General features: G+C 67.3%; 24 protein-coding genes and 1 pseudogene. 15 read left to right on the forward strand and 10 right to left on the reverse strand.

Annotation, left to right across the window (positions count from 1 at the left end; translation table 11 throughout):
• The first annotated feature begins 19 nt into the window (after nucleotides 1-19).
• Together B5X90_RS19150 and proC are read left to right on the forward strand one after the other, a co-directional pair.
• Nucleotides 20-1,320 (forward strand): annotated as a pseudogene (locus tag B5X90_RS19150) (RNA polymerase sigma factor).
• 502 nt (nucleotides 1,321-1,822) lie between these two features.
• On the forward strand, nucleotides 1,823-2,656 hold the full coding sequence (proC, locus tag B5X90_RS19155) for a pyrroline-5-carboxylate reductase (RefSeq protein ID WP_079555503.1): 834 nt from the start codon (nucleotides 1,823-1,825) through the stop codon (nucleotides 2,654-2,656).
• A gap of 84 nt (nucleotides 2,657-2,740) precedes the next feature.
• Here the strand turns inward: proC and B5X90_RS19160 are convergent, their stop codons facing one another.
• Nucleotides 2,741-3,379, reverse strand: coding sequence for a potassium channel family protein (locus B5X90_RS19160; protein WP_026266712.1), 639 nt, complete (start codon nucleotides 3,377-3,379; stop codon nucleotides 2,741-2,743).
• A gap of 40 nt (nucleotides 3,380-3,419) precedes the next feature.
• Nucleotides 3,420-4,850, reverse strand: coding sequence for a TrkH family potassium uptake protein (locus B5X90_RS19165; protein ID WP_079555504.1), 1,431 nt, complete (start codon nucleotides 4,848-4,850; stop codon nucleotides 3,420-3,422).
• Nucleotides 4,851-4,967: 117 nt separating this feature from the next.
• On the opposite strand from B5X90_RS19165, the gene B5X90_RS19170 reads away from it, so the two are divergent.
• On the forward strand, nucleotides 4,968-6,191 hold the full coding sequence (locus B5X90_RS19170) for an acetoin utilization protein AcuC (protein WP_079555505.1): 1,224 nt from the start codon (nucleotides 4,968-4,970) through the stop codon (nucleotides 6,189-6,191).
• Between the two features lie 81 nt (nucleotides 6,192-6,272).
• Nucleotides 6,273-6,836: an ArsR/SmtB family transcription factor gene (locus B5X90_RS19175; protein WP_079555506.1), complete on the forward strand. Its 564-nt coding sequence runs from the start codon at nucleotides 6,273-6,275 to the stop codon at nucleotides 6,834-6,836.
• 106 nt (nucleotides 6,837-6,942) lie between these two features.
• On the opposite strand, the gene B5X90_RS19180 is transcribed toward B5X90_RS19175, so the two are convergent.
• Nucleotides 6,943-8,286, reverse strand: coding sequence for an alpha-hydroxy acid oxidase (locus B5X90_RS19180; RefSeq protein ID WP_079555522.1), 1,344 nt, complete (start codon nucleotides 8,284-8,286; stop codon nucleotides 6,943-6,945).
• Between the two features lie 396 nt (nucleotides 8,287-8,682).
• On the opposite strand from B5X90_RS19180, the gene B5X90_RS19185 reads away from it, so the two are divergent.
• The 3 genes from B5X90_RS19185 to B5X90_RS19195 all read left to right on the forward strand — a co-directional run bounded on the left by B5X90_RS19185 (nucleotide 8,683) and on the right by B5X90_RS19195 (nucleotide 10,535).
• Nucleotides 8,683-9,810 carry a 3-deoxy-7-phosphoheptulonate synthase gene (locus B5X90_RS19185; protein WP_079555507.1) on the forward strand — a complete coding sequence of 376 codons (1,128 nt, stop codon included), beginning with the start codon at nucleotides 8,683-8,685 and terminating at the stop codon, nucleotides 9,808-9,810.
• Between the two features lie 199 nt (nucleotides 9,811-10,009).
• On the forward strand, nucleotides 10,010-10,231 hold the full coding sequence (locus B5X90_RS19190; protein ID WP_018775046.1) for a helix-turn-helix domain-containing protein: 222 nt from the start codon (nucleotides 10,010-10,012) through the stop codon (nucleotides 10,229-10,231).
• Between the two features lie 205 nt (nucleotides 10,232-10,436).
• Nucleotides 10,437-10,535, forward strand: coding sequence for a 30S ribosomal protein bS22 (locus B5X90_RS19195; RefSeq protein ID WP_003792170.1), 99 nt, complete (start codon nucleotides 10,437-10,439; stop codon nucleotides 10,533-10,535).
• A gap of 194 nt (nucleotides 10,536-10,729) precedes the next feature.
• On the opposite strand, the gene B5X90_RS19200 is transcribed toward B5X90_RS19195, so the two are convergent.
• A complete protein-coding gene (locus B5X90_RS19200; protein ID WP_079555508.1) occupies nucleotides 10,730-11,548 on the reverse strand; it encodes an HAD family hydrolase in 819 nt (272 codons plus the stop codon).
• Between the two features lie 130 nt (nucleotides 11,549-11,678).
• On the opposite strand from B5X90_RS19200, the gene B5X90_RS19205 reads away from it, so the two are divergent.
• Together B5X90_RS19205 and B5X90_RS19210 are read left to right on the forward strand one after the other, a co-directional pair.
• A complete protein-coding gene (locus tag B5X90_RS19205; RefSeq protein ID WP_079555509.1) occupies nucleotides 11,679-11,951 on the forward strand; it encodes a glutaredoxin family protein in 273 nt (90 codons plus the stop codon).
• A 74-nt stretch (nucleotides 11,952-12,025) separates the two neighbouring features.
• Nucleotides 12,026-12,721, forward strand: a complete 696-nt coding sequence (locus B5X90_RS19210) for a redox-sensing transcriptional repressor Rex (RefSeq protein WP_079555510.1) — start codon at nucleotides 12,026-12,028, stop codon at nucleotides 12,719-12,721.
• Nucleotides 12,722-12,783: 62 nt separating this feature from the next.
• Here the strand turns inward: B5X90_RS19210 and B5X90_RS19215 are convergent, their stop codons facing one another.
• The 3 genes from B5X90_RS19215 to B5X90_RS19225 all read right to left on the reverse strand — a co-directional run bounded on the left by B5X90_RS19215 (nucleotide 12,784) and on the right by B5X90_RS19225 (nucleotide 15,347).
• Entirely contained in the window at nucleotides 12,784-13,689 is a 906-nt protein-coding gene (locus tag B5X90_RS19215; protein WP_079555511.1) for a Yip1 family protein, read from the reverse strand.
• Nucleotides 13,690-13,905: 216 nt separating this feature from the next.
• Entirely contained in the window at nucleotides 13,906-14,580 is a 675-nt protein-coding gene (locus B5X90_RS19220; RefSeq protein WP_256860339.1) for a hypothetical protein, read from the reverse strand.
• 218 nt (nucleotides 14,581-14,798) lie between these two features.
• The gene (locus B5X90_RS19225; RefSeq protein WP_079555512.1) at nucleotides 14,799-15,347 is read right to left on the reverse strand and encodes a YceI family protein; all 549 of its coding nucleotides are present in this window, start codon (nucleotides 15,345-15,347) and stop codon (nucleotides 14,799-14,801) included.
• 213 nt (nucleotides 15,348-15,560) lie between these two features.
• Between B5X90_RS19225 and B5X90_RS19230 the strand changes: the two genes are divergently transcribed.
• Genes B5X90_RS19230 through ccsB form a run of 5 tightly spaced genes read left to right on the forward strand, consistent with a single transcriptional unit; the run spans nucleotide 15,561 to nucleotide 20,519 of the window.
• Nucleotides 15,561-16,226: a histidine phosphatase family protein gene (locus B5X90_RS19230; RefSeq protein ID WP_079555513.1), complete on the forward strand. Its 666-nt coding sequence runs from the start codon at nucleotides 15,561-15,563 to the stop codon at nucleotides 16,224-16,226.
• Nucleotides 16,227-16,228: 2 nt separating this feature from the next.
• Nucleotides 16,229-16,849, forward strand: a complete 621-nt coding sequence (locus B5X90_RS19235; RefSeq protein ID WP_079555514.1) for a TlpA family protein disulfide reductase — start codon at nucleotides 16,229-16,231, stop codon at nucleotides 16,847-16,849.
• Between the two features lie 12 nt (nucleotides 16,850-16,861).
• Entirely contained in the window at nucleotides 16,862-17,617 is a 756-nt protein-coding gene (locus tag B5X90_RS19240) for a cytochrome c biogenesis CcdA family protein (protein ID WP_079555515.1), read from the forward strand.
• On the forward strand, nucleotides 17,617-19,404 hold the full coding sequence (locus B5X90_RS19245; RefSeq protein WP_079555516.1) for a cytochrome c biogenesis protein ResB: 1,788 nt from the start codon (nucleotides 17,617-17,619) through the stop codon (nucleotides 19,402-19,404). The genes B5X90_RS19240 and B5X90_RS19245 overlap by 1 nt, the downstream gene beginning before the upstream one ends.
• Nucleotides 19,404-20,519: a c-type cytochrome biogenesis protein CcsB gene (ccsB, locus tag B5X90_RS19250; RefSeq protein WP_079555517.1), complete on the forward strand. Its 1,116-nt coding sequence runs from the start codon at nucleotides 19,404-19,406 to the stop codon at nucleotides 20,517-20,519. Before B5X90_RS19245 ends, ccsB begins: the two co-directional genes overlap by 1 nt.
• A 302-nt stretch (nucleotides 20,520-20,821) precedes the next feature.
• Here ccsB and B5X90_RS19255 read toward each other — a convergent pair whose 3' ends face one another.
• Together B5X90_RS19255 and B5X90_RS19260 are read right to left on the reverse strand one after the other, a co-directional pair.
• Entirely contained in the window at nucleotides 20,822-21,475 is a 654-nt protein-coding gene (locus B5X90_RS19255) for a hypothetical protein (protein WP_256860340.1), read from the reverse strand.
• A gap of 393 nt (nucleotides 21,476-21,868) precedes the next feature.
• The gene (locus B5X90_RS19260; RefSeq protein ID WP_079555518.1) at nucleotides 21,869-22,297 is read right to left on the reverse strand and encodes a PLD nuclease N-terminal domain-containing protein; all 429 of its coding nucleotides are present in this window, start codon (nucleotides 22,295-22,297) and stop codon (nucleotides 21,869-21,871) included.
• A 129-nt stretch (nucleotides 22,298-22,426) separates the two neighbouring features.
• Here B5X90_RS19260 and B5X90_RS19265 point away from each other — a divergent pair, with 129 nt between their 5' ends.
• Entirely contained in the window at nucleotides 22,427-22,750 is a 324-nt protein-coding gene (locus B5X90_RS19265) for a DUF4229 domain-containing protein (RefSeq protein WP_079555519.1), read from the forward strand.
• A gap of 45 nt (nucleotides 22,751-22,795) precedes the next feature.
• Here the strand turns inward: B5X90_RS19265 and B5X90_RS19270 are convergent.
• The coding region (locus B5X90_RS19270) for an integrase core domain-containing protein (RefSeq protein ID WP_143264822.1) at nucleotides 22,796-23,038 on the reverse strand (243 nt) is incomplete at its 5' end.

Below are 23,038 nucleotides of genomic sequence, written 5' to 3' on the forward strand. Positions count from 1 at the left end.
CCGGGTCGGGGGTGTTGGTGTGGGTGAGCGCCGTGGATATGAGGAAGCGACCGACGCGGACATCGCCCGGGTGTTCCGGCGCGAGTACGGCCGCGCCGTCGCCGTTCTGACGCGGACGTTCGGGAACATCGATATTGCCGAGGATGCCGTCCAGGATGCCTTTGCGGCGGCGGTCCAGCACTGGCCCTCGGCCGGTATCCCGCCCAGCCCGGCCGGCTGGATCATCACGACGGCACGGCACCGGGCGATTGACCGGCTGCGGCGGGAAGCCTCACGCGAGGACAAGCACGCACAGGCGGCCCTGCTCGCGGCGGCGCGGTCCGGGGCCGGACCCGCGCCGGCCGCCGAAGAGCAGTTCCTGGCGGAGCAGTCAGGGGTCGAGGACGTGGACGACGATACTTTGCGGCTGATTTTCACGTGCTGCCACCCTGCCCTGGCCGGGTCCGCCCAGGTGGCGCTGACGCTGCGGCTTCTGGGTGGATTGACGACGGCGGAAATCGCCAGGGCCTTCCTGGTCCCTGAAGCGACCATGGCGCAGCGGCTGGTCCGGGCCAAAGCGAAAATCCGGGACGCCAAGATCCCGTACCGGGTCCCGCAGGGCGCCGACCTGCCCGAACGGCTGCAATCGGTGCTGGCGGTGGTCTACCTCATCTTCAACGAGGGCTACACCGCTGGCCCCGCCGACGGCCCGGAACGTACGGAGCTCTGCACGGAAGCCATCCGGCTCGGCAGGCTGTTGGCGTCGCTGATGCCGGACGAGCCGGAAGCGGCCGGCTGCTGGCGCTGATGCTGCTCATCGAGTCCCGCCGCGCCGCGCGATTCACGCACGACGGGGGACTAGTGCTGCTCGCGGCCCAGGACCGGGGGCACTGGGACAGCGCCCTGGCCGCCGAAGGCCGTGAGCTGGTGCGCCGGTGCCTGCGCCGGAACCGGCCCGGACCGTACCAGCTCCAGGCGGCGATCAACGCCGTCCACAGCGACGCCGCGACCGCCGGGGACACCGACTGGGCGCAGATCCTGCAGTTGTATGACCAGCTCCTGGCCGTCGCGCCGGGTCCAGTCGTGGCGCTGAACCGCGCTGTGGCGCTGGCAGAGCTCCACGGGCCCGTTGCGGGGCTGGCGGCGGTCGAGGGCCTGGGACTGGACACCTACTACCTCTTCCACGCCGTCCGCGCCGACTTCCTGGTGCGCCTGCGCCGCTATCCGGAGGCCGCTGATGCCTACAGGCGGGCCCTGGCGCTAGCCGGCAGCGCCGCGGAACGCCGGTTCCTGGAAGGCAAGCTCCGCAGCCCGGTGTTCGGCGGGGCCGTAGACGGTTAGAAACCTGGGCCGCACCGCGCCCGTTGCGGGCCTGTTCCTGCCCGTTAAACGTTCGCGCAGGTTAAAAGAGTAGGGCCGGGCGATCTGGAGCAGGACTTGGGGGAACTCTGCTGCAGATCGCCCGGCGCACCGCCGGCTCCGGGGGAACCGGCTATCATCACTCGCACCTGTTGAGGCACTTTCCAAGGTAATGGCCGTTCATGGGTGAACAGCGAATTTTCCCTGTGTTTTCGCTGGCAATCCGACGGCGTCGCCGGGGGCCGTGGCAGGCTCCGCCGCGGGGCTTTCGGCGGGGGCATTAAACGGCAAAGGCACCGGCGGTCCGCTGCGGGAAAATGGGAAAACCCGCTGCAACCACCGGTGCCGCGCAGGCATCCGCATGCCTGCTGCATCACTCGCACCCTCAATGAGGTATTTACAACGTTAGGTTCCAAAGTTGTGCGCTGACTGCGCTAAAGGTGGGAGCTGGCTGGGAATCACGTCAGACTGCAATGATGGGGACATGAGCAACCGAATCGCATTCCTGGGCTGTGGGTCAATGAACGAGGCAATTATGGCGGGGCTGATCGACGGCGGCGTCGACCCGGGCGACATTGTCGCGACCGTCCGCCGGGCCGAACGCGCGGCCGAGCTGGCCCAGCGCCACCACGGGATCACCGCCATCGCGGGCGAAGAAGAGCCCGACAACAATAAACAGGCCGCCACCGGCTCCGCCGTCGTGATCCTGGGCGTCAAACCCGTCGGGATCGCTGACCTGGCCCGGGAAATCAGCGGGTCCCTTTCACCGGGCACGATCGTCATCAGCGTTGCGGCCGCCGTGTCACTGGAGCAGCTGGAGGCGGCGCTGCCGGCCGGCCAGCCCGTCATCCGCACGATGCCGAACACGCCCGCGAAGCTGGGCCGCGGCGTCGTCTCCGTCTCACCCGGGACCAGTTGCTCCGCCGGGCAGCTCCAGCGCGCCAAAGACATCCTCGCTGCCGCCGGCACGGTCGTGGAGATCCCGGAAAAGCAGGTGGACGCCCTCTCCGCGATCAGCGGCTCGGGCCCGGCCTACGCCTTCTACCTGGCGGAGGCCATGGCCGCGGCCGGGGCACAACTGGGCCTGGACCCGGAGCTGTCGCTGTTGCTGGCCCGCGAGACCGTCGCCGGGGCCGGCTTCATGCTCGCCGAGCCGGGCGCGGATCCTGCCGCACTGCGCAAGGCGGTCACGAGCCCGAACGGCACCACGGAACGGGCCATCGCCACCTTTGACGAGCGCGGACTGCCGGCCATCATTGCCGACGGCGCCCGCGCGGCGGCCGAGCGCGCCGCAGAAATCACCCGCCAGCTCGCCTGAGCCGGCCCGGGTGGGCCCCGGAGCCGCTGACGGACACCGGAGCAGGCCAGGGCTCCGGGTTCCGGGGGCGGCTCCGGCTGTGGACTAGGGGCGGGCAGCGAACCGTTCGAGCAGGTCCACGTGGCCCGAAACAATGAGCATGTCCCTCGAGGAAACCTTGGTTTCCGGCCGCGCGTAGGTGAAGTCCTCGCCCGGGGACTTCACGCCCACAATCGTGACGCCGTACTTGGACCGGACTTTGGACTCATCGAGGGTGAAGCCCACGGTCTCGCGCGGCGGGTACATCTTGACGATCGCGAAGTCGTCGTCAAACTCGATGAAGTCCAGCATGCGCCCGGAGACCAGGTGCGCGGCACGGACGCCGGCGTCGGCCTCCGGGTAGATGACGTGGTTGGCGCCGATGCGGGTCAGGATCTTGCCGTGCGAGGGCGTGATCGCCTTGACCCAGAGGTGTTCGATTCCGAGGTCCACGAGGTTCACCGTGATCAGCACCGAGGATTCGATCGAGGTGCCCACGCCCACGACGGCGGAACTGAATTCCTGGGCGCCGAGCTGGCGGAGGGCATCGATGTTGGTGGCGTCGGCTTCCACCACGTGCGTCAGGACGCTCGCCCACTTCTGGACGAGGGTGCGGTCGCGTTCAATGGCCAGGACCTCCCGGCCCTGCTTGACCAGCTGTTCTGCGGTGGATGCACCAAAACGGCCCAGCCCGATCACCAGCACGGGGGCGTTGTGGGCGGGGCGGTTGACGGCGCCTGAGGAACTAGCCAATGATCGGTCTCTCTTCCGGGTAGTGGTACAGCTGGCTGCGCTGGCGCAGGGCCAGGCCGGCGGCAAGGGTGACCGTCCCGACGCGCCCGGCGAACATGAGCAAAGCGAGGACGTAAACCCCCGACGGCGGCAACTCTGCACTGAGGTTGGTGCTGAGGCCCACCGTGGCGAAGGCGGAAATGGTTTCAAACAGGACCCGGTCCAGGGAGGCATGGCTGATGTGCAGGAGCAGGAGGGCCGAGACCGAGACGAGGGTGGCGCCGGCGACGATCACCGAGATGGCCACGCGCATGGTGCCCTCGGGGATGGTGCGGCCGTAGATCTTCACGTCCGCGTCGCCGCGGGCCTCGGCGGTGATCGCCAGGAACATCACGGCGATGGTGGTCACCTTGATGCCGCCGGCCGTGGATGCGGAACCTCCGCCGGCGAACATGAGGGCATCGGAGAGCAACATGGTGGTGGACTCCATGTGGTTCTGGTCCACGAGGTTGAAGCCGCCGGAGCGCAACATGACTGAGGCAAACAGCGCATGCGTGATCTTGTCGCCGAGGTCCATGTCCCCGATGGTGCGCAGGTTGTCCCACTCCAGGAAGCCCCACAGGACCGTGCCGGCAGCCAGGAGAATGAAGGACACCTGGATGGTCAGCTTGGTGTGGAGGTTCCATTTCTTCCACCGCAGCCCGTTCTGGTGCAGCACCATGACCACGGGGAAGCCCAGGCTGCCCAGGAATACCCCAAGCATCAACGGGACAAGAATCCAGAGATCGGTTTCGTACGGCACGATTCCGTCGGAATGCGGCGTGAACCCGGCGTTGTTGAACGACGAAATGGCGTAGAAGACCCCGTGCCAGACGGCCTGCGGGAAGCTCTCCCCGAGGACCAGGAAGCGGGGGATCATGGTCAGGGCCAGGGCGGCCTCGATCACCACGGAGGTCACGATCACGATCCGGAGCAGTGTGCCGACTTCGCCGAGCCGGCCGGCATTCATGGCCTCCTGGGCGATCAGCTTGCCGCGGACACCGAGTCTCTTGCTGACCATGAGCGCCAGCAGCGACGCGAGGGTCAACGTACCCAGGCCGCCCACGAAAATGCCGACCAGGATCACGAGCTGGCCGAAGAAGGACCAGTGCACCGCCGTGGAGACCACGGTCAGGCCCGTGACGCAGACGGCGGACGCCGCGGTGAAGAACGCCTGATGCAGTGGCGTGACTTGTCCCGTCGCGGAAGCTAGTGGCAGCGAAAGCAAAGCGGTGAAAACCAGAATCACGACGCCGAACGCCGAGAGAGCCAGGCGGGCCGGCGAGCTGTTGGCGATGCCGTCGATGAAGTCACGCAGGCGTGTGAAAATCCACAGGCCTTCCCGCTCCGGCATGCCTGGCTGCCAGTTGGCCGGGCTCGTGGACCTCGACTGGCTTTGCGTCATGTTTTTCCTCGGTTGAAACTTCTTCCCCAAGTAGTAAACCACTAAACACCGGCTAATGGCCGGGGATCCAACGTGCACGCGCGGGAAGCCGGGGACCGCTCGGGTAGCCTGTGATTGATGACATTCCTGCCCGGACTCGCTCAGACCGCTCTGCCAACGACGGTGGTGTGGGCCCCAGCCATGACTGCCTACAACTTTGGCCACTTCCACCCCATGGCGCCGGAACGCATGGAGCTCACCGCGAAGCTGGCCGGAAGCCTTGGTCTGCTGGATCTGGACCACGTCACCGTAGCGGCTCCCGACGTCGCCACCGACGCGGAGCTGTGCGCAGTCCACAGCCCGGAGTTTGTGGCCGCCGTGCGGCGCGTGAGTGAAAACCCGGACACCCCCGACCACGCCAGGGGCCTCGGAACCGAGGATGACCCCGCCTTTGCCGGCATGCACGAAGCCAGCGCCCGGCTGGCCGGCGGCTCCCTGCTGGCGGCCGCAGCTGTTCTCGACGGCAGCGCCGTGCGGGCCGTGAACTTCGGCGGCGGGATGCACCACGCCTCCCGGGACCGCGCGAGCGGTTTTTGCATTTACAACGACGCCGCCCTCGCCGTCCAGCGGCTGCTCGACGGCGGCGTCCGGCGGGTCGCTTACGTCGACGTCGACGCGCACCACGGCGACGGCACGCAAAGCATCTTCTGGGACGATCCGCGCGTCCTGACAATTTCGCTGCACGAATCCGGGCTGACCCTCTTCCCGGGCACCGGGTTTGCCAACGAGATCGGCGGACCGAACGCACAGGGCAGCGCCGTGAACGTCGCCCTCCCGGCCGGCACCGTTGACGCCGGGTGGCTGAGGGCCTTCCACGCCGTCGTGCCCCAGCTCATCGGTGCGTTCGAACCGGAAGTGATCGTCAGCCAGCACGGGTGCGACTCGCACCGGCTTGACCCGCTCACCCACCTGAACATCAGTGTGGATGGCCAGCGCGAGGCCGCCACGGCGATCGGCAACCTCGCCGCTCGCTACTGCGGGAACCGGTGGATTTCCACCGGAGGCGGCGGCTACAACGTCGTCAGCGTGGTGCCGCGGGCCTGGAGCCACCTCATAGCCATCGCCGCCGGCCGCCCGGTGCCGCTGCGCACCCCGGTTCCGGAGGACTGGCGCAACTACGTCAAAGACAAGTACAGCGCCAAGTTCGGCGTGGAGCCCCCCGAGACGATGGGCGACGACGTGGACCTCTGGTGGCGGTCCTGGGAAGTGGGTTTCGACCCCAACGACGAGGTGGACCGCACCATCATGGCCACCCGTAAGGAAGTGTTTCCCCTGCACGGACTGGACCCCTGGTTCGACTGAATCCGGGCCGGGCTCGGGGCCCTGCACCAAGGCACCAATTCGTGGATGCCATCTGGCGTATATGTCGCTAGTGTGGAGGGCATGGTGACAGACGACGTATTTGCCGTCATTGCTGAGGCAACCAGGCGGGACATTCTGATAGCCCTCCGCAAGGGGGACAAAGCGGTGGGGGAACTGGTCCAGGAGCTTGAAGCAAGCCAGCCCACTATTTCCAAGCATCTTAAAGTCCTCCGCGAAGCGGACCTGGTGAGCATGCGCGCCCAGGGCCAGAAGCGGTACTACACGCTCAATCCCAAGCCGCTCGCCGGGGTCGCCAGCTGGCTGCAGTCGTTCGACGTCGGCCCCGTCGTGACGGCGGACCCGGCCGCAGCCCTCCATCCCGAAGCCGGCCCCGCCGCCGTCCCGGATGGCCTGGCCGCCGCGGCCGTTGCGCAACCTGCCGTCCCGCAACCGGTCGCCGCGCAACCCGCCGCAGCACTGGCCGGCCGCCCTGCCGGCAGCCCGCTGAGCCCCGCCGTCGTCATCCCGGTGGGAACGGCGGGGGAGGACAAGATGCCCCAGCAGATCGGGCGGACCGTGGGCCGGGCCGCCACCAGGGCCGCCGATCTCCTGGCCAACCTGCCCAAGTTCGGCCGCAAGAAGTAGGCTTTCCTGCCCTGCGTATGCCGCCCTGGGTATGCGCAGCGGCCATCCGCTCAGCCCTAACTGCGCCCCTGGCCTCGTTCGGGCGCAGGGGCTTGTCAGCGGTGCGCTAGGTGCGGAGGATCCGCACGTGCTCGGGGGTGAGTTCCGCGACCCGGCTGACGCCCAGCAGGGCCATGGTGCGTTCCATGTCCTTCTCCAGGATTTGGAGGGCGCGGTCCACGCCGGCCCGGCCGCCGGCCATAAGCCCGTACAGGTAGGCGCGGCCGATCAGCGTGAAGTCGGCGCCGAGGGCGAGGGCGGCAATGATGTCCGCGCCGCTCATGATGCCGGTGTCCAGGATGATCGCCGCGTCGCTGCGGTCTGCCTTCAAGGCCGCGGAGACCTCCGGGAGCAGGTGGAAGGGGATCGGTGCCCGGTCCAGCTGGCGGCCCCCGTGGTTGGAGAGCACGATCCCGTCCGCGCCATGGTCCACCACCTTGCGGGCGTCGTCGACCGTCTGGATGCCCTTGACCACGAGCTTGCCCTTCCACGTCTCGCGCAGCCAGCCGAGGTCGGCGTAGGTCAGGGTGGGGTCGAACATGGAGTTGATGAGGTCCGCGACCGTGCCCGTGTAGCGGGAGAGGGATGCGAAGGTCAGCGGTTCGTGGGTGAGGAAGTTGAACCACCACGCGGGCCGGTAGGACGCATCCAGGACGGTCTTGAGCGTCAGGGCCGGCGGAATGGTCATGCCGTTGCGGACGTCGCGGAGCCTGGCGCCGGCGACGGCGGTGTCCACCGTGACCATGAGCGTGTCATTGCCCGCCGCGGCGGCACGCTGGATCAGTTCCAGCGAACGCTCCCGGTCCGTCCACAGGTACAGCTGGAACCAGTTGCGGCCCCTGGGTGCGGCGGCGGCCACGTCCTCGATCGACGCCGTGCCCATGGTGGAGAGGGTGTACGGAATGCCGGCGGCTTCGGCGGCCCGGGAACCGGCGTATTCGCCCTCGGACTGCATCATCCGGGTGAAGCCGGTGGGCGCGATCCCCACCGGGAGGCGGGACGGCCCGCCCAGGATGTCAGTGCTGAGGTCAATGCTGGAGACGTCCCGCAGGACCCCGGGCCGGAATTCGATGTCCAGGAACGCCTGGCGGGCGCGGCGGAGGGAGATTTCGGCCTCGGCGGCGCCGTCCGTGTAGTCGAACGGCGCCTGGGGTGTGCGGCGCTTGGCCATGTCCCGCAGGTCCCAGATGGTGCTGGCACGGCGCAGCCTGGCGGCCCGGCTGAATTCCGGCTTCTTGAACTGCATCAGGGGAGCAAGGTCGGCGTACTTGGGCACGCGGCGCTTCAGCGCGGCAGGAAGCCCGCGGTCCGCGGCTGTGTCGTGCCCGGATGCGGAGGCCGCAGGGCCAGGGGCCGTGGCCGCGGGCGTGGTCGGAGCCTCGGGGTTGCCGGGCGGGACGGTGTGCGTCATGGCTGCCTCCATTGCGGGTCGGATGCTTGTGCTGGGTTCCTCACACTCTAGGTGGTGCCGGGGAGCGTCGAGATGTCATTTCACGGCAGTGCCGGCGAACGTTCCGCGAGGTGCCTGCCCGGGGACCCCGGACCTGGTCCTGGGCCGCCCGGAACTGCCCGCCCATGGATTGTTACGTCCGGCGTTTGCCCCGGCCGCGGCTCCGGGGCTATGGTCGACGCTATGACTAACCGTTGGTATGCGTATTTTTCGTTGGCTCTGGAGGGGCCCGCGTCTAACTGACACGCATCCAACTTTCCTTCAGAGCCAACAGGGCAGAGATCATTCTCTGCCCTTCGCCATTTCTTCGGCGGGTTCTGACCAGGGCCCGCTCCGCACCCGGAACAGGACCCGAATATGAGCATCGAAGCAGCCGCCGGCCCCCAACACCCCACCTCGAACCTGCGCGTCAGCGAGTTCACCCCGCTGCCCACCCCGCAGGACCTCATGGCGGAACTGCCCCTGGAGGCCCGCCTGGCCGAGGTGGTCGGGCGAGGCCGGGACGAGGTCCGGGCCATCATGGACGGGGTGGACGACAGGCTGCTCGTCATCGTGGGCCCCTGTTCCATCCACGACCCCGAGGCGGGCCTGGAATACGCCCGCCGGCTGGTCAGCCAGGCAGAGAAGCACCGCGAAGACCTGCTGATCGTCATGCGCACCTACTTCGAGAAGCCGCGCACCACGGTGGGCTGGAAGGGCCTGATCAACGACCCCCGGCTGGACGGCAGCCACGACATCGCCGCGGGCCTGCGCGCGGCCCGGGCCTTCCTGCGCCAGGTCACCGCCCTCGGCCTGCCCACCGCCACCGAGTTCCTTGAGCCCATCAGCCCCCAGTACGTCGCGGACCTCGTCGCCTGGGGCGCGATCGGCGCCCGCACCACGGAGAGCCAGATCCACCGCCAGCTGGCCTCCGGGCTGTCGATGCCGATCGGCTTCAAGAACGGGACCGACGGCGATCTCCAGGTGGCGCTGGACGCGTGCAGCGCCGCCGCCGCCGCCCAGGCGTTCCTCGGGATCGACGACGTCGGACGGGCGGCGCTTGTGGCTACCGCCGGCAACCCGGACACCCACGTCATCCTCCGCGGCGGACGCAAGGGCCCCAACTACTCAGCCGCCGATGTTGAAGCGGCCTCAGCGAAACTCGCCGCGAAGCAGCTCAACCCGCGTCTGATCGTCGACGCCAGCCACGCCAACAGCGGCAAGAACCACCACCGCCAGGCCGAGGTCGCCCTCGAAATCGGTGCGCAGCTGGAAAATGCCGGTGCCGCCGCCGGGGCCATCGCCGGCGTCATGCTCGAGAGCTTCCTGGTGGGCGGGGCGCAGACCCTTGAGGTCAACGCAGCCGTCAACGCCGTTACAGGCACAGGCCGCGACGAGCTTGTCTACGGCCAGAGCGTCACGGATGCCTGCATGGACTGGGACGTGACAGCGTCGGTACTGGGCCAGCTGGCCGCCTCGGCCCGCACCCGGCGGACCCGTGCCTGAGGGAGGAGCAGGAGGAGGAGGGTGCTGCGTGACTTTCGAGATTCCTGCGGAAATCGTGTGGGGATTCCTGAGGAAGTCTTTCACTTTGGCACCATGAGCAACTAGTGTTGCTAACACATGGTTGTTTGATGGCTCAGCATCGGCACACCGCCATGTCAACAGGTGGGGCTGCCGTTCGCTTGAGCAAAGGAATAGGGAAATGTCTACGGAGGCCAACTTCTCCAAGGCCCGTTTTTTGACCGTGGCCGAAGTCGCGGAACTTATGCGGGTATCGAAAATGACTGTGTACCGTCTGGTGCATTCGGGGGAGATGCCGGCCGTGCGGTTCGGCCGCTCCTACCGCGTGCCGGAAAACGCCGTCGAACAGTACCTCAAGGGTGCCGTCGTCGACCGGAATGACGGCCACGCCGGAACTGGCTGATCAGTCAGCGGCAACATTCACAGTGTGAATCGACTGCTTTGGGTTCCGCACGGGGCCCGCGGTCGTGGGGTGCCTCGCAGAGGCGGTACCCTGTTAAGGAACGTTTTACGTCATTGTAAGAACCTGTCAGTTGTTTCAGTCTGCTGCTTAGCGCGCGGACCCTTCCCAACAGGCAGGTACTGCATCTAGCCGGTAAGGAACTTTCGTGGGTTCAGTTATTAAGAAGCGTCGCAAGCGTATGGCCAAGAAGAAGCACCGCAAGCTGCTTCGCAAGACGCGCCACCAGCGTCGCAATAAGAAGTAGCAATACTTCGAAATGCATGAAATGCCCGTTGCCTTCCAGGCGGCGGGCATTTTTCTTGCCGCGTCCTGGTGGGAAGATTTCGCACCAGGACGAGGCAAGGGCTACGGAACCGGACACAGGCGGCCCGGATCTGCGGCGCACGGGTCTGAAACCGCAACCCGGGTCCGAAACGTCAGCGGAAAGCCGCGGGCGGCCTAGCGGCTGGGGCCGCGGAAGCGGGAGAACCCCCGCCACAGCCCGTAGATGGCCCCTCCGACCGTCGCGGCCTTGAAGCCCAGAGTGGCGGCGCGCCGGCCGGCGCGGAAGTCGTAGACCGGCCAGTTGTGCTCGCGGGCGTAGCGGCGCAGCTTGGAGTCGGGATTGATGGCAACGGGGTGCCCCACCATGCTCAGCAACGGGATGTCGTTGTGGGAATCGCTGTACGCCCAGCAGCGGCTCAGGTCCAGGCCCTGTTCCTCGGCAATGTGCTGGACTGCGACCGCTTTGGCCGGTCCATGGAGGATCTCGCCCACAAGCCGTCCCGTGTACGAGCCGTCCAGGATCTCGCCCACTGTGCCCAGCGCCCCGGTCAGGCCCAGCCGGGCGGCGATGACCGTAGCCACCTCGATCGGCGTCGCCGTGACGAGCCATACCTTGCGCCCGACCCGGAGATGCTGCTCGGCCAGGGCCTTTGCCCCCGGCCAGATCCGCGACTCAATCATCTCGTCGTAGACCTCTTCGCCCAACGCCTCGATGTCCTTCGCCGTGATGCCGGCGGCCAGCGTCAGGGCGGAATCGCGGACGGCATGGACGTCATCCATGTTTTCGCCGCGCAGCACGAACATGAACTGCTTCCAGGCGAACCCGGCAGCCTGCGGCAGGGTGAAGGCGCCACGCTGGTGAAGCTTGCGGGCGACATGGAAAAGGCTTGCGCCCTTCATGAGGGTGTTGTCGACGTCGAAGAATGCGGCCTCGCCGTGCTGCGTCGATGCAGCAGGCTCATTGGCCACAATGACGTATTTCTCCTCGGGCATGCCACGAGTCTAGTCAATGACGGGCCCCCGGCCGCCCGCTGGATGCGCGACGCGGCGGCAGGACGGCCCGGACCCGGGCGGACTGCGCCGCGCGTCGACGCCGAAGTGGCCGCCGGGCTACGGTGGATGCATGGCCAAACCCGCACAGTTACCCGATGTCGTTCTGATCACCAAGGCTGACTGTCACCTGTGCACAGAGGCGCGTGCCGCCGTCGGCCGGGTCACCGCTGCGCTCGGAATAGATTGGTCGGAAAAATCGGTGGACGACGACGCCGGGCTGCGGGAACGCTTTGCCGAGGAGATCCCGGTGGTGCTGGTCAACGGCGTCCAGCGGGATTTCTGGAAGATCGACGAGGCCCGCCTGACCCGGACCCTGCAACGGGTCCTCGACCAGCCCTCCTGACGGCGGGGTGCTTTGTTGGGTGATGCGCGGGGGCTCTAGAGTGGGAAGCACAACGCGACGCAATGGAGCAGATAGTGACTTCGCTGGATTCATCTCCCGGGCCTGTCCCCGGCGGAGCCGGGACTGCGGCCAAACAGATTCCGCCTGCGGCCGTGGCCCGGCTGACCATCTATCTGCGCGCCCTGACCACACTGCTGGCTGACGGGGTGGACCGGGTCTCGTCCGAGTCGCTGGCCGAGGCGTCCGGAGTCAGCTCCTCGACGCTGCGCAAGGACCTCTCCTATGTCGGCTCCTACGGAACCCGGGGTGTCGGTTATGAGGTCCAGTACCTCAACCGCAACATCGCCGCTGCCCTCGGGCTGACGCATGACTGGAAAGTCGCGATCGTCGGTGCGGGCAACCTCGGCAAAGCCCTGGCCCGGTACGGCGGATTCGAGTCTCGGGGCTTTGACATTGTGGCGATTTTCGACGCCGACCAGATGGTGGTGGGCAGTGAAGTCGGTTGGCTGCGGGTCAGCGACGCCGCCGACCTTGAGCCGGTACTGCAACGGACCGGTGCCAACATGGTGGTCCTCGCCTTGCCCGCGGCGGTGGCCCAGGACGTCTGCGACCGGGTGATAGCCGCCGGCGTGCGGAGCATCCTCAGCTTCGCGCCGGTGATGCTGCAGGTCCCCCCGGGAGTCAACCTCCGCAAGGTGGACATGGCAACGGAACTGCAGATTCTGGCCTACCACGCACAGAGGGCGCAGGACCCGGAAGACGCCGACTAAGATCGGCCAGCCCTCCAGTTCCCGCGCCCGCTGAGTACCCCACAGGTTGGTTCCTGGCGAAGCTACTTCCCGAAGGGGGCTCCGGGCTGTCCATAGGGGTTGGCAAAGGACTGCCGCTTCTGGAAATACGGTGCTGCCGCGGGCAGGTAAAGCAGCACGATAGCCGCAATGCCCACGAGTGCCGCCAGCGTGGCGAGGCTGAGCGGGATGATGTTGAAGACCGACAATGCGGCGAACACGGTGCCCATGATGCGGGCCCAGTTCTTGCCCTTGCGGACATTGAATGCCACGAGGGCGTACAGCCCGGCGCTGATGGCGGCAAACACCACGATGGTGCCGATCAGGACACCCTTGATGGATTCGAAGTCGACGCTCGTGCCGCTGGCTGTCATCTGCTGCTCGAACATGTCCCTGACGGCAGGGGTGTCCAGGGTTCCCAGGGACACCAGCATGGAGATGACCCACAGGGCTCCGGCTGCGATGATTAGCCAGAACGACGTATTGACCAACTGGGGAACCGGGCCCTGAGCGTGCGGCTGCTGGGACGGGTACTGGGCGTAGGGGGATCGGCCGTACGGGGACTGGCCGTACTGCGGTGTCTGCGGGGCGTTCTGGCCGTAGGCTGGGGGTGTCTGCTGGCCGTACTGAGGTGTCTGGGGGGCGTTCTGGCCGTAGGCTGGGGGTGTCTGCTGGCCGTACTGAGGTGTCTGGGGGGCGTTCTGGCCGTAGGCTGGGGGCGTCTGCTGGCCGTACTGAGGTGTCTGGGGGGCGTTCTGGCCGTAGGCGGGGGGCGTCTGCTGGCCGTACTGCGGTGTCTGCGGGGCGTTCTGGCCGTATGCCGGGGGTGCCTGCTGGCCGTACTGCGGTGCCTGCGGGGCGTTCTGGCCGTATGCCGGCGGGGCCGGAGTGGATTCGCCGCCCGGCTCGGAGCCGTTGGGAGGCGGGGGCTGGACTGGGGGATTGCTCATGAAGCGGTCCTTTGCGTGTCGATCGATCGAATCGGCCACCGGGACCAGAGATCCTGCCCTGCCCCCAGCATGGTTTAGCTCCACCGTACCGCGGGCTGGCCACCGTGTGGATCATTCCGGAGAGGTATTCTCAAGCCTCATTCGATGGCCGGCGCGCAGCGGCGGGGAAGCCCCGGCGCGGCCACGATTCCGCGGGTGCCCTGTGCGGCGGCAGGCCTAGATTCGGCCCCGGTTGGCGACAAACCAGGCCTGTGCGTTCGGCAGCCACATGAGCACTGTCGCCACGAGGCTGATGAGGAAGCCCGGGAGGTTTCCGCCCGCCCGGCCGTCGGCGATGCCGGAACTGATGAGTGCCAGCACCAGGGAGATGCCGGCAAGGATGGTGAGGGCGAAGCGGGCCCATTCCCGGCCTTCCTTCATCTTCATGGCCAGGAGGATCTGAGCGGTTGCCAGCGCGAGCGCCACGATCACGAGCAACAGCACCAGGAGCCCGATTGCCGGCGCGAAGGCGACCAGGACGAAGGACCCGAACAACCCGATGACTCCACCGAGGAGGCCCAGGAGCCCGCCGATCAGCCAGATCCAGTAGGAGACCTTCAGCTCGGTGGGCATTGCAGCAACCTTGAACATGCCGGAGAGCCCGCCGGCAGGCAGTGCATCGCCGAAGTTCCTGGGGCGGTCGGCGGGCATCTCGAAGCGGAATCCGCCGGCTGGCGCCGGCTGGCCCTGGTAACCCGGCGGCGGTGCCTGGTACCCAGGGGGCGGTGCCTGGTATCCGGGAGGGGACGGCGGGTTCGCGGGAAGCCGCGGTGGGCCGGCGGGCGGGACGCTGCCCGACGCCGGCGGCTGGGCGCCCGGCTGCTGCGGAGGTACATCACTCGGGTTGCTCATGGCTCTCACTGTAGACCGCCGTTTCCCCGTTATCTAGGGAATCTGCAGTCGCGTCGCGGTGCCCGACGGCGGCGCCCGAGAGGGGCAGGCGGCAGCGGCGAAAACAGCAGCGCCCCGCTTTCATCGCGAAGATGAAGCAGGGCGCTGGAGCCGGCTGGCCGGCGTCGGCCGTCAGGCGCGGACGGGAGTGACCGGGCCGTGACCGTGCTTGATGCTGGCTATGCTGCGGGAGCGATGAAGGCCAGTTCAAGGTTGATGGCAACCTTGTCGCTGACCAGCACGCCGCCGGCTTCGAGGACGGCGTTCCAGGTCAGCCCGAAGTCCTTGCGGCTGATCGTGGTTTCGGCGCTCAGGCCGGCGCGGGTGTTGCCAAAGGGATCGACGGCCACGCCGTTGAATTCGGTCTCGAGGGCCACGGGGCGGGTGATGCCCTTGATGGTGAGGTCGCCCTGGAGCTCGTAGGCGTCGCCCTTGGGAACAATGTTGTTGGAGACGAAGGAGATCTCCGGGAACGTCTCGACGTCGAAGAAATCTTCGCCGCGGACGTGGCCGTCGCGGTTGGCGTCACCGGAGTCGAAGCTTGCGGTCTTGATCGAGGCGTTGACCTTGGAGTCGGTGACGTTCTCGGCGAGGTCCAGGGTGGCGGCGGCGTCGGTGAACTGACCGCGGACCTTGCTGATGCCGGCGTGGCGGACGGTGAAGCCGATCTCGCTGTGCGACGGGTCGAGGGTCCAGGTGCCGGTGGTGACGTTTGCGGGAAGTGCCATGGTGGTTCTCCTTGAGTCGGGTTGGTACTGCGGTGGTTCGTCTGATCGCTAGTTGAAGCATCATTGGTTGAAATCTCAACTAACTGCTTCACCCAGTATAAACATGCATTTGCATCTTTTATTCCAACTCCAGGGAACATTTTTCCAAACTCATCAGTTCTACCTCCCGTAGAAGATTTCAGATCGACCGGCATCTTTGAGAAACTGGTAGACATGCCCCAAGCCACTGTTCATTTGCTCCGCCACGGCGAGGTCCACAATCCCGATGGTGTCCTGTACGGCAGGCTGCCGGAATTCCACCTCTCCGAACTCGGCCGGGAGATGGCCCGCACCCTGGCGGAACACTTCAGGGAGCGGTCCGCGCAAGGGGCCAGGATCGTCCACCTCGCCGCGTCCCCACTGACCCGCGCGCAGGAGACGGCGCAGCCGATCGCCGACGCCCTGGGCCTGGAGATTGCCACCGAATCCCGCATCATCGAGGCCGCGAACTACTTTGAGGGCCTCCGCGTCTCGAAGGCGGAGCTGCTGCGGCCCAAGCACTGGGCCCGGCTGTACAACCCGCTGCGGCCCTCCTGGGGTGAGCCGTACAAGGAGCAGGCCGCGCGGGTCATCGCGGCCGTCCAGGACGCACGCGTCCGTGCCATCGAGCTGGGCGGCAACGGGGCCGAAGCCATCCTTGTCAGCCACCAGCTGCCCATCTGGGCCACGCGGCTCAGCGCCGAAGGCCGGCCGTTGTGGCACGACCCGCGCAAGCGCGAATGCACCCTGACGTCCCTGACGTCCCTGGTGTTCGACGACACCGGCGGCCTCGTACGCGTCGACTACAGCGAGCCCGCTGCCGCCCTTCTGCCCGGTGCCGCCAGCACCCCGGGAGCCTGACCATGGCCGCGAACCGCCGCGACAACAATCCATTGTCCCGCCGCAGCGTCCTGACCGCCGGCGGGGCCGCGCTGGCCGCCATGTTCGGGCTGTCCGGCTGCGCCCAGGACGACGCCCTCGCCAAACAGGCCAAGGCCGGGGACAACAAAAACTACGTGGCCGGCGACGGGTCCGTGACCGAGTTCGCCGTCGCGGACCGTAAGAGTCCCGTGGCGCTCAAGGGGACGCTGTTCGACGGCACGGCCGTCACGTCGGCGGACTTCCCCGGCAAGGTCACCGTGCTGAACTTCTGGTTTGCCGCCTGCGCCCCCTGCCGGGTCGAGGCGCCCTCCCTCGAGGCGCTGAACCAGGAATTCAAGACCAAGGGCGTGCAGTTCTTCGGCGTCAACCTGCGCGATGAGAAGGCCACGGCCGATGCGTTCGACAAGACCTTCAACCTGACGTACCCGAGCTTCAATGACAAGGACGGCGCCGTGCTGCTGGCCGTCTCCGGCCTCGTGCCGCCAGGCGCCGTGCCCACCACCCTCGTGCTGGACAAGCAGGGCCGCGTCGCCTCCCGGGTCCTGGGCGAAATCCAGCAGGGCACGCTGAAGTCCCTCATCGCCGCCGCCGTGGCCGAGTAGCGCGGCCCCACCGTGAACAGCCCCTTCGCCGAAGCCATCCTGAACGGATCGCTGCTGCTTGCCATTCCCGTCGCGCTGCTGGCCGGACTGGTCTCCTTCCTCTCGCCCTGCGTCCTCCCGCTGGTGCCCGGATACCTGGGCTACGTCACGGGACTGACCGGCGTCGACCTGCAGAAGCAAAGGCGCGGGCGCATGCTGGCCGGCATCGGGCTGTTCGTCCTGGGCTTCTCCGTGATCTTCGTGCTGCTCGGCGGCGCCTTCGGGCAGCTGGGCAGCTTCATCACCGGCTCACAGAACATGTGGATCACCCAGCTGCTGGGCATCCTGGTGATCGTCATGGGCGTGGTGTTCATGGGCGGCTTCGGCTGGCTCCAGCGCGATGCCAAGATCCATGCCAAACCACCCGCCGGCCTCTGGGGCGCGCCCTTGCTGGGCATCACCTTCGGGCTGGGCTGGGCACCGTGCATCGGTCCGACGTACTCGGCCGTCCAGCTGCTTAGCCTCTCCGGCGGCTCCTCGGCGGCCAAGGGGGCGTTCCTGGCGTTCGTCTACAGCCTTGGGCTGGGAATCCCGTTCCTGCTGATCGCCCTGGCCGTGCGCCGCGGCATCGGCGTGATGTCCTTCTTCCGCAACCACCGGCTCGCCATCCAGCGCACCGGCGGCGGCATCCTGATCCTGCTTGGAATCCTGATGGCGAGCGGTGTGTGGGGCACCTGGGTGTCCGGGTTGCAGTACTGGTTCCAAACCGATGTGAATTTGCCAATCTGATGAGCGAGCGCGTGAACGAAAAGAAGAAGTCCCCGAAGCCCGAGGCCGTCCTGCCCACGCTGGGTCCGTTGGGCATGCTCCGGTGGGCGTGGACGCAGCTGACCAGCATGCGCACAGCCCTGTTCCTGCTCTTGCTGCTGGCCGTCGCCGCCGTGCCCGGCTCGCTGTTCCCGCAGCGCCCGGCCAACCCGGCGATTGTCACGCAGTACATCAAGGACCACCCGGACTATGGCTCGATCCTGGACTCGGTGCAGCTCTACGACGTCTACTCCTCGGCCTGGTTTTCCGCGATCTACATCCTGCTGTTCGTCTCGCTGATTGGCTGCGTGATACCGCGCGCCATCGCGCACTACAAAGCGATGCGCTCCCAGCCCCCGCGCACCCCCGCCCGCCTGTCCAGGCTGCCCGAATACGGCACCCTGGTGATTCCGGCCGACGCCGGGATCCCGGCGTCGGCCGCCATCAGCGACGCCGCCGGGCTGCTGAAAAAGCGCGGCTACCGCGTCGACGTCCGGGACCGCGACGGCGCCCGCCCGTCCCTGGGTGCCGAGCGTGGCTTCCTGAAGGAAGTCGGCAACCTCGTCTTTCACACCGCGCTGATCGGGGTGCTGGTCTCGGTGGCGGCCGGCGGCCTCTTCGGCTACAGCGGGCAGCGGATCCTGGTGGAAGGCGACACGTTCGTCAATACCCTCGTCGGCTACGACCAGTTCACCCCCGGCACCAATTTCCAGAGCAGCCAGCTGCAGCCCTATTCGGTCCAGCTGGACAAGTTCGACATCACCTTCGACCGTGAATCAAAGGGCAAGTTCGGTCAGCCCATCGACTTCACCGCCGCGGTGACCACGAAGGAAAACCCGGACGCACCCGCCAAGAAGGAGGTGCTGAAAGTCAACGACCCCCTCAGCCTCGGCGGCACCAGTGTGTACCTCACTGGCAACGGCTACGCTCCCGTCGTCACGATCCGCGACGGCGCAGGCAATGTTGCCATGCAGGGGCCCGTGGTCGCCAAGCTCCAGGGCGAGAACTACTACTCCTCCGTCGTCATCAAGGTTCCGGACGCCAAACCCGAACAGCTCGCCTTCGCCGGGTTCTTCCTGCCGACGGCGTTCGTCACCGACAAGGGCGTGTCCTTCAGCGGTGATCCGGAGCTCATCAACCCGCAGCTGACCCTGAACTCCTACTTCGGCGATCTCGGTCTGGACGCGGGCTCCCCGCAGAACGTCTTCGAGCTCGACGTCAAGAAACTGACGCCGCTCAACGCCAGGAACCTGGACACCAAGGGCATCGTCCTGGCGCCCGGAAGCAGCTACACGCTGCCGAACGGCAAGGGTTCCATCAGCTTCGACGGCGTCAAGCGCTACATCGGCGTGGACATCCACCACAACCCCGGCCAGCTGTACGCCCTGATCTTCGCGCTCCTGGCCGTGGCCGGGCTCGTGACCTCGCTCTATGTGAACCGCCGCCGCGTCTGGGTCCGCACCGGCACCCACGAGGACGGCCGCACCATGGTGGAGTACGGTCTCCTGGCCCGCGGTGAGGACCACCGCCTGGCCGGGGAGGCCGCGGCAATCCGCAAACTCCTTTCCGACGATTGGCTGTTGGGCGATGAGGCCGCGACCGGCTCCCAGCCCGCTCCCAGCGCAACAGCGGATAATGACCGGGCGGATAAGGCCAGCACGGCAACAGGCAGCACGAGTGCCAGCGGCGCGCACGCCGCTCCTGAACAACCCGCAGAAGACTTCATCCAGTCAACAGCCGGCTCTTCCGAGTCGAAGAAGGATCAGTAATGCCGTTCTCGATCAACGAAACAATGGGCCAGTACAGCGAGCTGTTCATGCTGCTGGCCGCCGGCACGTACACGGTGGCGTTCATCGCCTTCGCCTGGGACCTGGCCAAGAGCAGCAAGACGCTGCGTGCGGTGGACCTCAAGGCCGCGGAGCTCTCCGGGGCGGCCGAGGCCAATGCCGCGCGCGTTCCCGTTGGCGTCGGCGCCGGGGCCGCCGGAGCCGACGTCGCCCGCTCCGATGCGGACGTCAGCGGCCCGGCAGGCCGGGCCGAGCGTCCGACGTCGGCCACCTCCCGCCTCGGCACCGCCGCAGGCGCGGGCCAGACCGCCGACGGCAGCATGCGCTACGCCGGCGAGCGGCGTGCCCCCGCCCGCGTCGCCGTCGCGCTGACCGTCCTCGGCGCCGCGATTCATGCGGCCGGCGTGATCACCCGCGCGCTCGGTGCTGGCCGGGTGCCGTGGGGCAACATGTACGAATTCCTCACCACGGGTGCGTTCGTGGCCGTGGCCGTCTTCCTGCTGGTGCTGATCCGCCGCGACCTGCGCTTCCTGGGCACGTTTGTGATCGGCCTGGCCATCATCATGCTGGTTGCCGCCTCCATCGCCTTCTGGACCCCCGTGGGCCACCTCGTGCCGGCGCTGCAGAGCTACTGGCTGATCATCCACGTTTCCATCGCGGTAATGTCCTCGGCCCTGTTCACCCTGACCTTCGCGATGTCCGCGCTGCAGCTCGTGCAGTCGCACCGGCAGAAGACCATCGCCGCCGGCGGAGCCGACAAGCTGGGCTTCATGCGCCTGGTCCCGAACGCCCTGAGCCTGGAAAACCTGTCCTACCGCATCAACGCGATCGCGTTCGTCGGCTGGACGTTTACGCTCATGTTCGGCGCCATCTGGGCGGAGAAAGCCTGGGGCCGGTTCTGGGGCTGGGACACGAAGGAAGTCTGGACATTCGTGATCTGGGTGGTCTACGCCGGATACCTGCACGCCCGCGCCACCCGGGGCTGGACCGGAACCCGTGCCGCCTGGCTGTCGATCGTCGGCTACCTGTGCGTGGTCTTCAACTTCACGATCGTGAACCAGTTCTTCAACGGCCTGCACTCCTACTCGGGACTGTAAGCCGCACCGCAGCCCAACCGCACCCAGGCCGGGCGCTCCCGGGCCGTGCGGGCCCGCGCCCATCGATTCGCCACAGATGGCCGCTATGCCGCCGTGCTTAGCGGCCATTGGTGTCAGGTGGGTGCGGTTGCGGACGGGGACGTTGACGTCGCACCGGCTTCCGGCCTGGGCCGGGAGTCCAGCCGCGCTCCGTTAGCGCCGCACGCACGCGGGTAACCGCGGCAGGCTCCATCCCAGGGCCGGGCGGCGTCAGGTGCCATTGCGTCAGTACGACCACGCACCACCCGGCGTCCCTGGCGTTCTCATCCCGGAAGATGTCGCTGCGACGCTGGGCCGGACTGGCGTGATGCCCGCCGTCGTATCGCGATCTTTTCTTCTTCGTAGGCGAGGTCCGGGTCCTGGATCCAACCGCCGGTCTCATCGAACATGGGCACGTTGATTCGGGGTTCGGGCAGGCCATGCCGAATCAGGAGCAGCCGGAGTTCGGTCTCCTTGGGGGAGTCAGTGTCGGCGCGCATCAGGGAGCGGGCCTGCATAGCCCGCCGGTAGCCCGCTCTGCCTTGCTTCCCGGCGAGGAACGCGTCCAGCCCATGGATCGTGGTCAATGGGTTTCTCCGCCGCAGCAGGAAGTCCCCTGCGATCACCAAGTCATCGAGGCCTAGGATGCCGGCGAGATCGAACCACGTCCGCAGCGGGGAGGTGCAGCTCACCCGGGCCCCGGTCACGATCTCCTCCGGTTCAAGCGCCTGCTGGTGGCCCACCACATTCTTATGCCGCACCGCCCGGTGGCCCGGCCGACTCGTCAGATGGATGACCGCCAGGTTCTCCAGGGCCTGCGGCAGGGGAAATCCCCACAGCACTGCCGCAGACAGGTGGCTCACGATTGCGCCCGTCACCGCGGTCACGGCATGCACACGCTTCAGCAAACTGTCTGGGGTGGCGGCCGTGTCGCGCACCCCGTAACAGGGGCTGACGAGATCCCTGGCCCGGGTCCGTTGTCGCCCCACCCGGCAGTGCGGGCCTCGGCCACGGTGAAGGGCTGGTTTCGAAGATGTGGGGGGAGCTCACTGGGCGGACGCATACGGGCATTCTGCGCCCGCGCCGGTGGGGCTTGGAGGTTATCCACAGTGCGGGCAGGGTGTGGGGGAGGAGAGGAGGCGCGCTCAGCAGGGGCGGGCGCGGATGCGTGGGGGCCGTTTGCCGGAGATGGCCGCTTAGAGCGTGGGATTCCGGCCATCTGCGGCGAATGGCCGCAGATGGATCTCCGGAACGAAGGGTCAATCGACCCCACGGCCTACGCCATTCCGGAGCCGCAATGGCGTCGGTGCTATTTGACTGCTACGTGACCGTTACTTGACCTCGTCCGTGCCGGGCGTTCCGGCATCGCCGGGTTCGTGGGCACCGCCGGCGCCTTCGCTGCCGCCGGCTTCCGTGTTGCCGGCGTCGTGCTTGCGGTCCTTGGCGTCGAGCTCTTCCTTGAGCTTCTTGAGCCTGTCGGCCTCGGCCTGGTTGCGGTGGCGGATCTCAAGATTGCGCAGGAATTCGGGGTCGTCATCGGGCGCTACGGGGTGGCTGTAGGCGACCGGCGCGGTGTCCGTGGCGCGGGGGCGTCCCAGGAGAAACCACAGGGTGGCGCCGACCACGGGGAGGAGGACCTGCACGAAGATCCAGGCGGTCTTGGAGATGCCCCTGGTCAGCCGCGCGTCAGTGCGGATGAGGTCCACCAGTCCATAGACAAACACGGCCAGTATGACGATCGGAACCACTACACGGAGCATACCTTCAGTCTAGCCGTCGGGCGCCTCGACGGCGCCGGTCACTATGCCCGGGTGCAGGCCGCCGGCACCGCGCCCGAGGGGAGCGGGACGGCCGACGCGGGGCGCCGTCCTGGCGGCTAAACTTGAGACGTGGCTTTCCTCAAATACACCCTGATTCGGCTGGCGCTGTTTGCGCCCTTGTTTGCGCTCTTTCTCTACCTGCAGCTGGGGGTGCTCCTGGCCGCCCTGTGCGCCGGAATGATGTCCTTTGCCGTCAGCTTCCTGTTCTTCCAGAAGCAGCGCGACGCGGCCACTGCGACGCTCCACCACCGGTTCTCGGGCAAGGCCAAGCCGATGCGCAGCGCAGGCGAGGTGGCCGACGCCGAGGCCGAAGACCGCCTCGTGGACGAAAATCCCGACATTGCCGTCCACACGGACAACCGCCCCAAAGATTCCCGGCAGCCCGGGGCCTGAGCCCCTGCAGCTCCGGGAAACCGCGGCCCTAAGTGTACTGAGCCATCAGGTTGGTGACACCCGGGTGGTGGGTGTGGTTCCGATGCCGGTGTGGATTCGTTCAGTGTTGTAGTGCTGGAGCCAGGGCGCAAGTGCGGCTTGGCGGTGGGTGCTGCTTGTGAAGGCCTGCCGGTAGGCCCATTCGGTTTGCAGGGTCCGGTTGAAGCGTTCGGCTTTGCCGTTGGTCCAGGGGCAGTGGGGCTTGATGAAGCGCTGAACGGCTCCGAGGTCCGTGACGGCCTGGCGGAA

It is taken from the genome of Arthrobacter sp. 49Tsu3.1M3, from assembly GCF_900168135.1.
GTDB lineage: Bacteria > Actinomycetota > Actinomycetes > Actinomycetales > Micrococcaceae > Arthrobacter.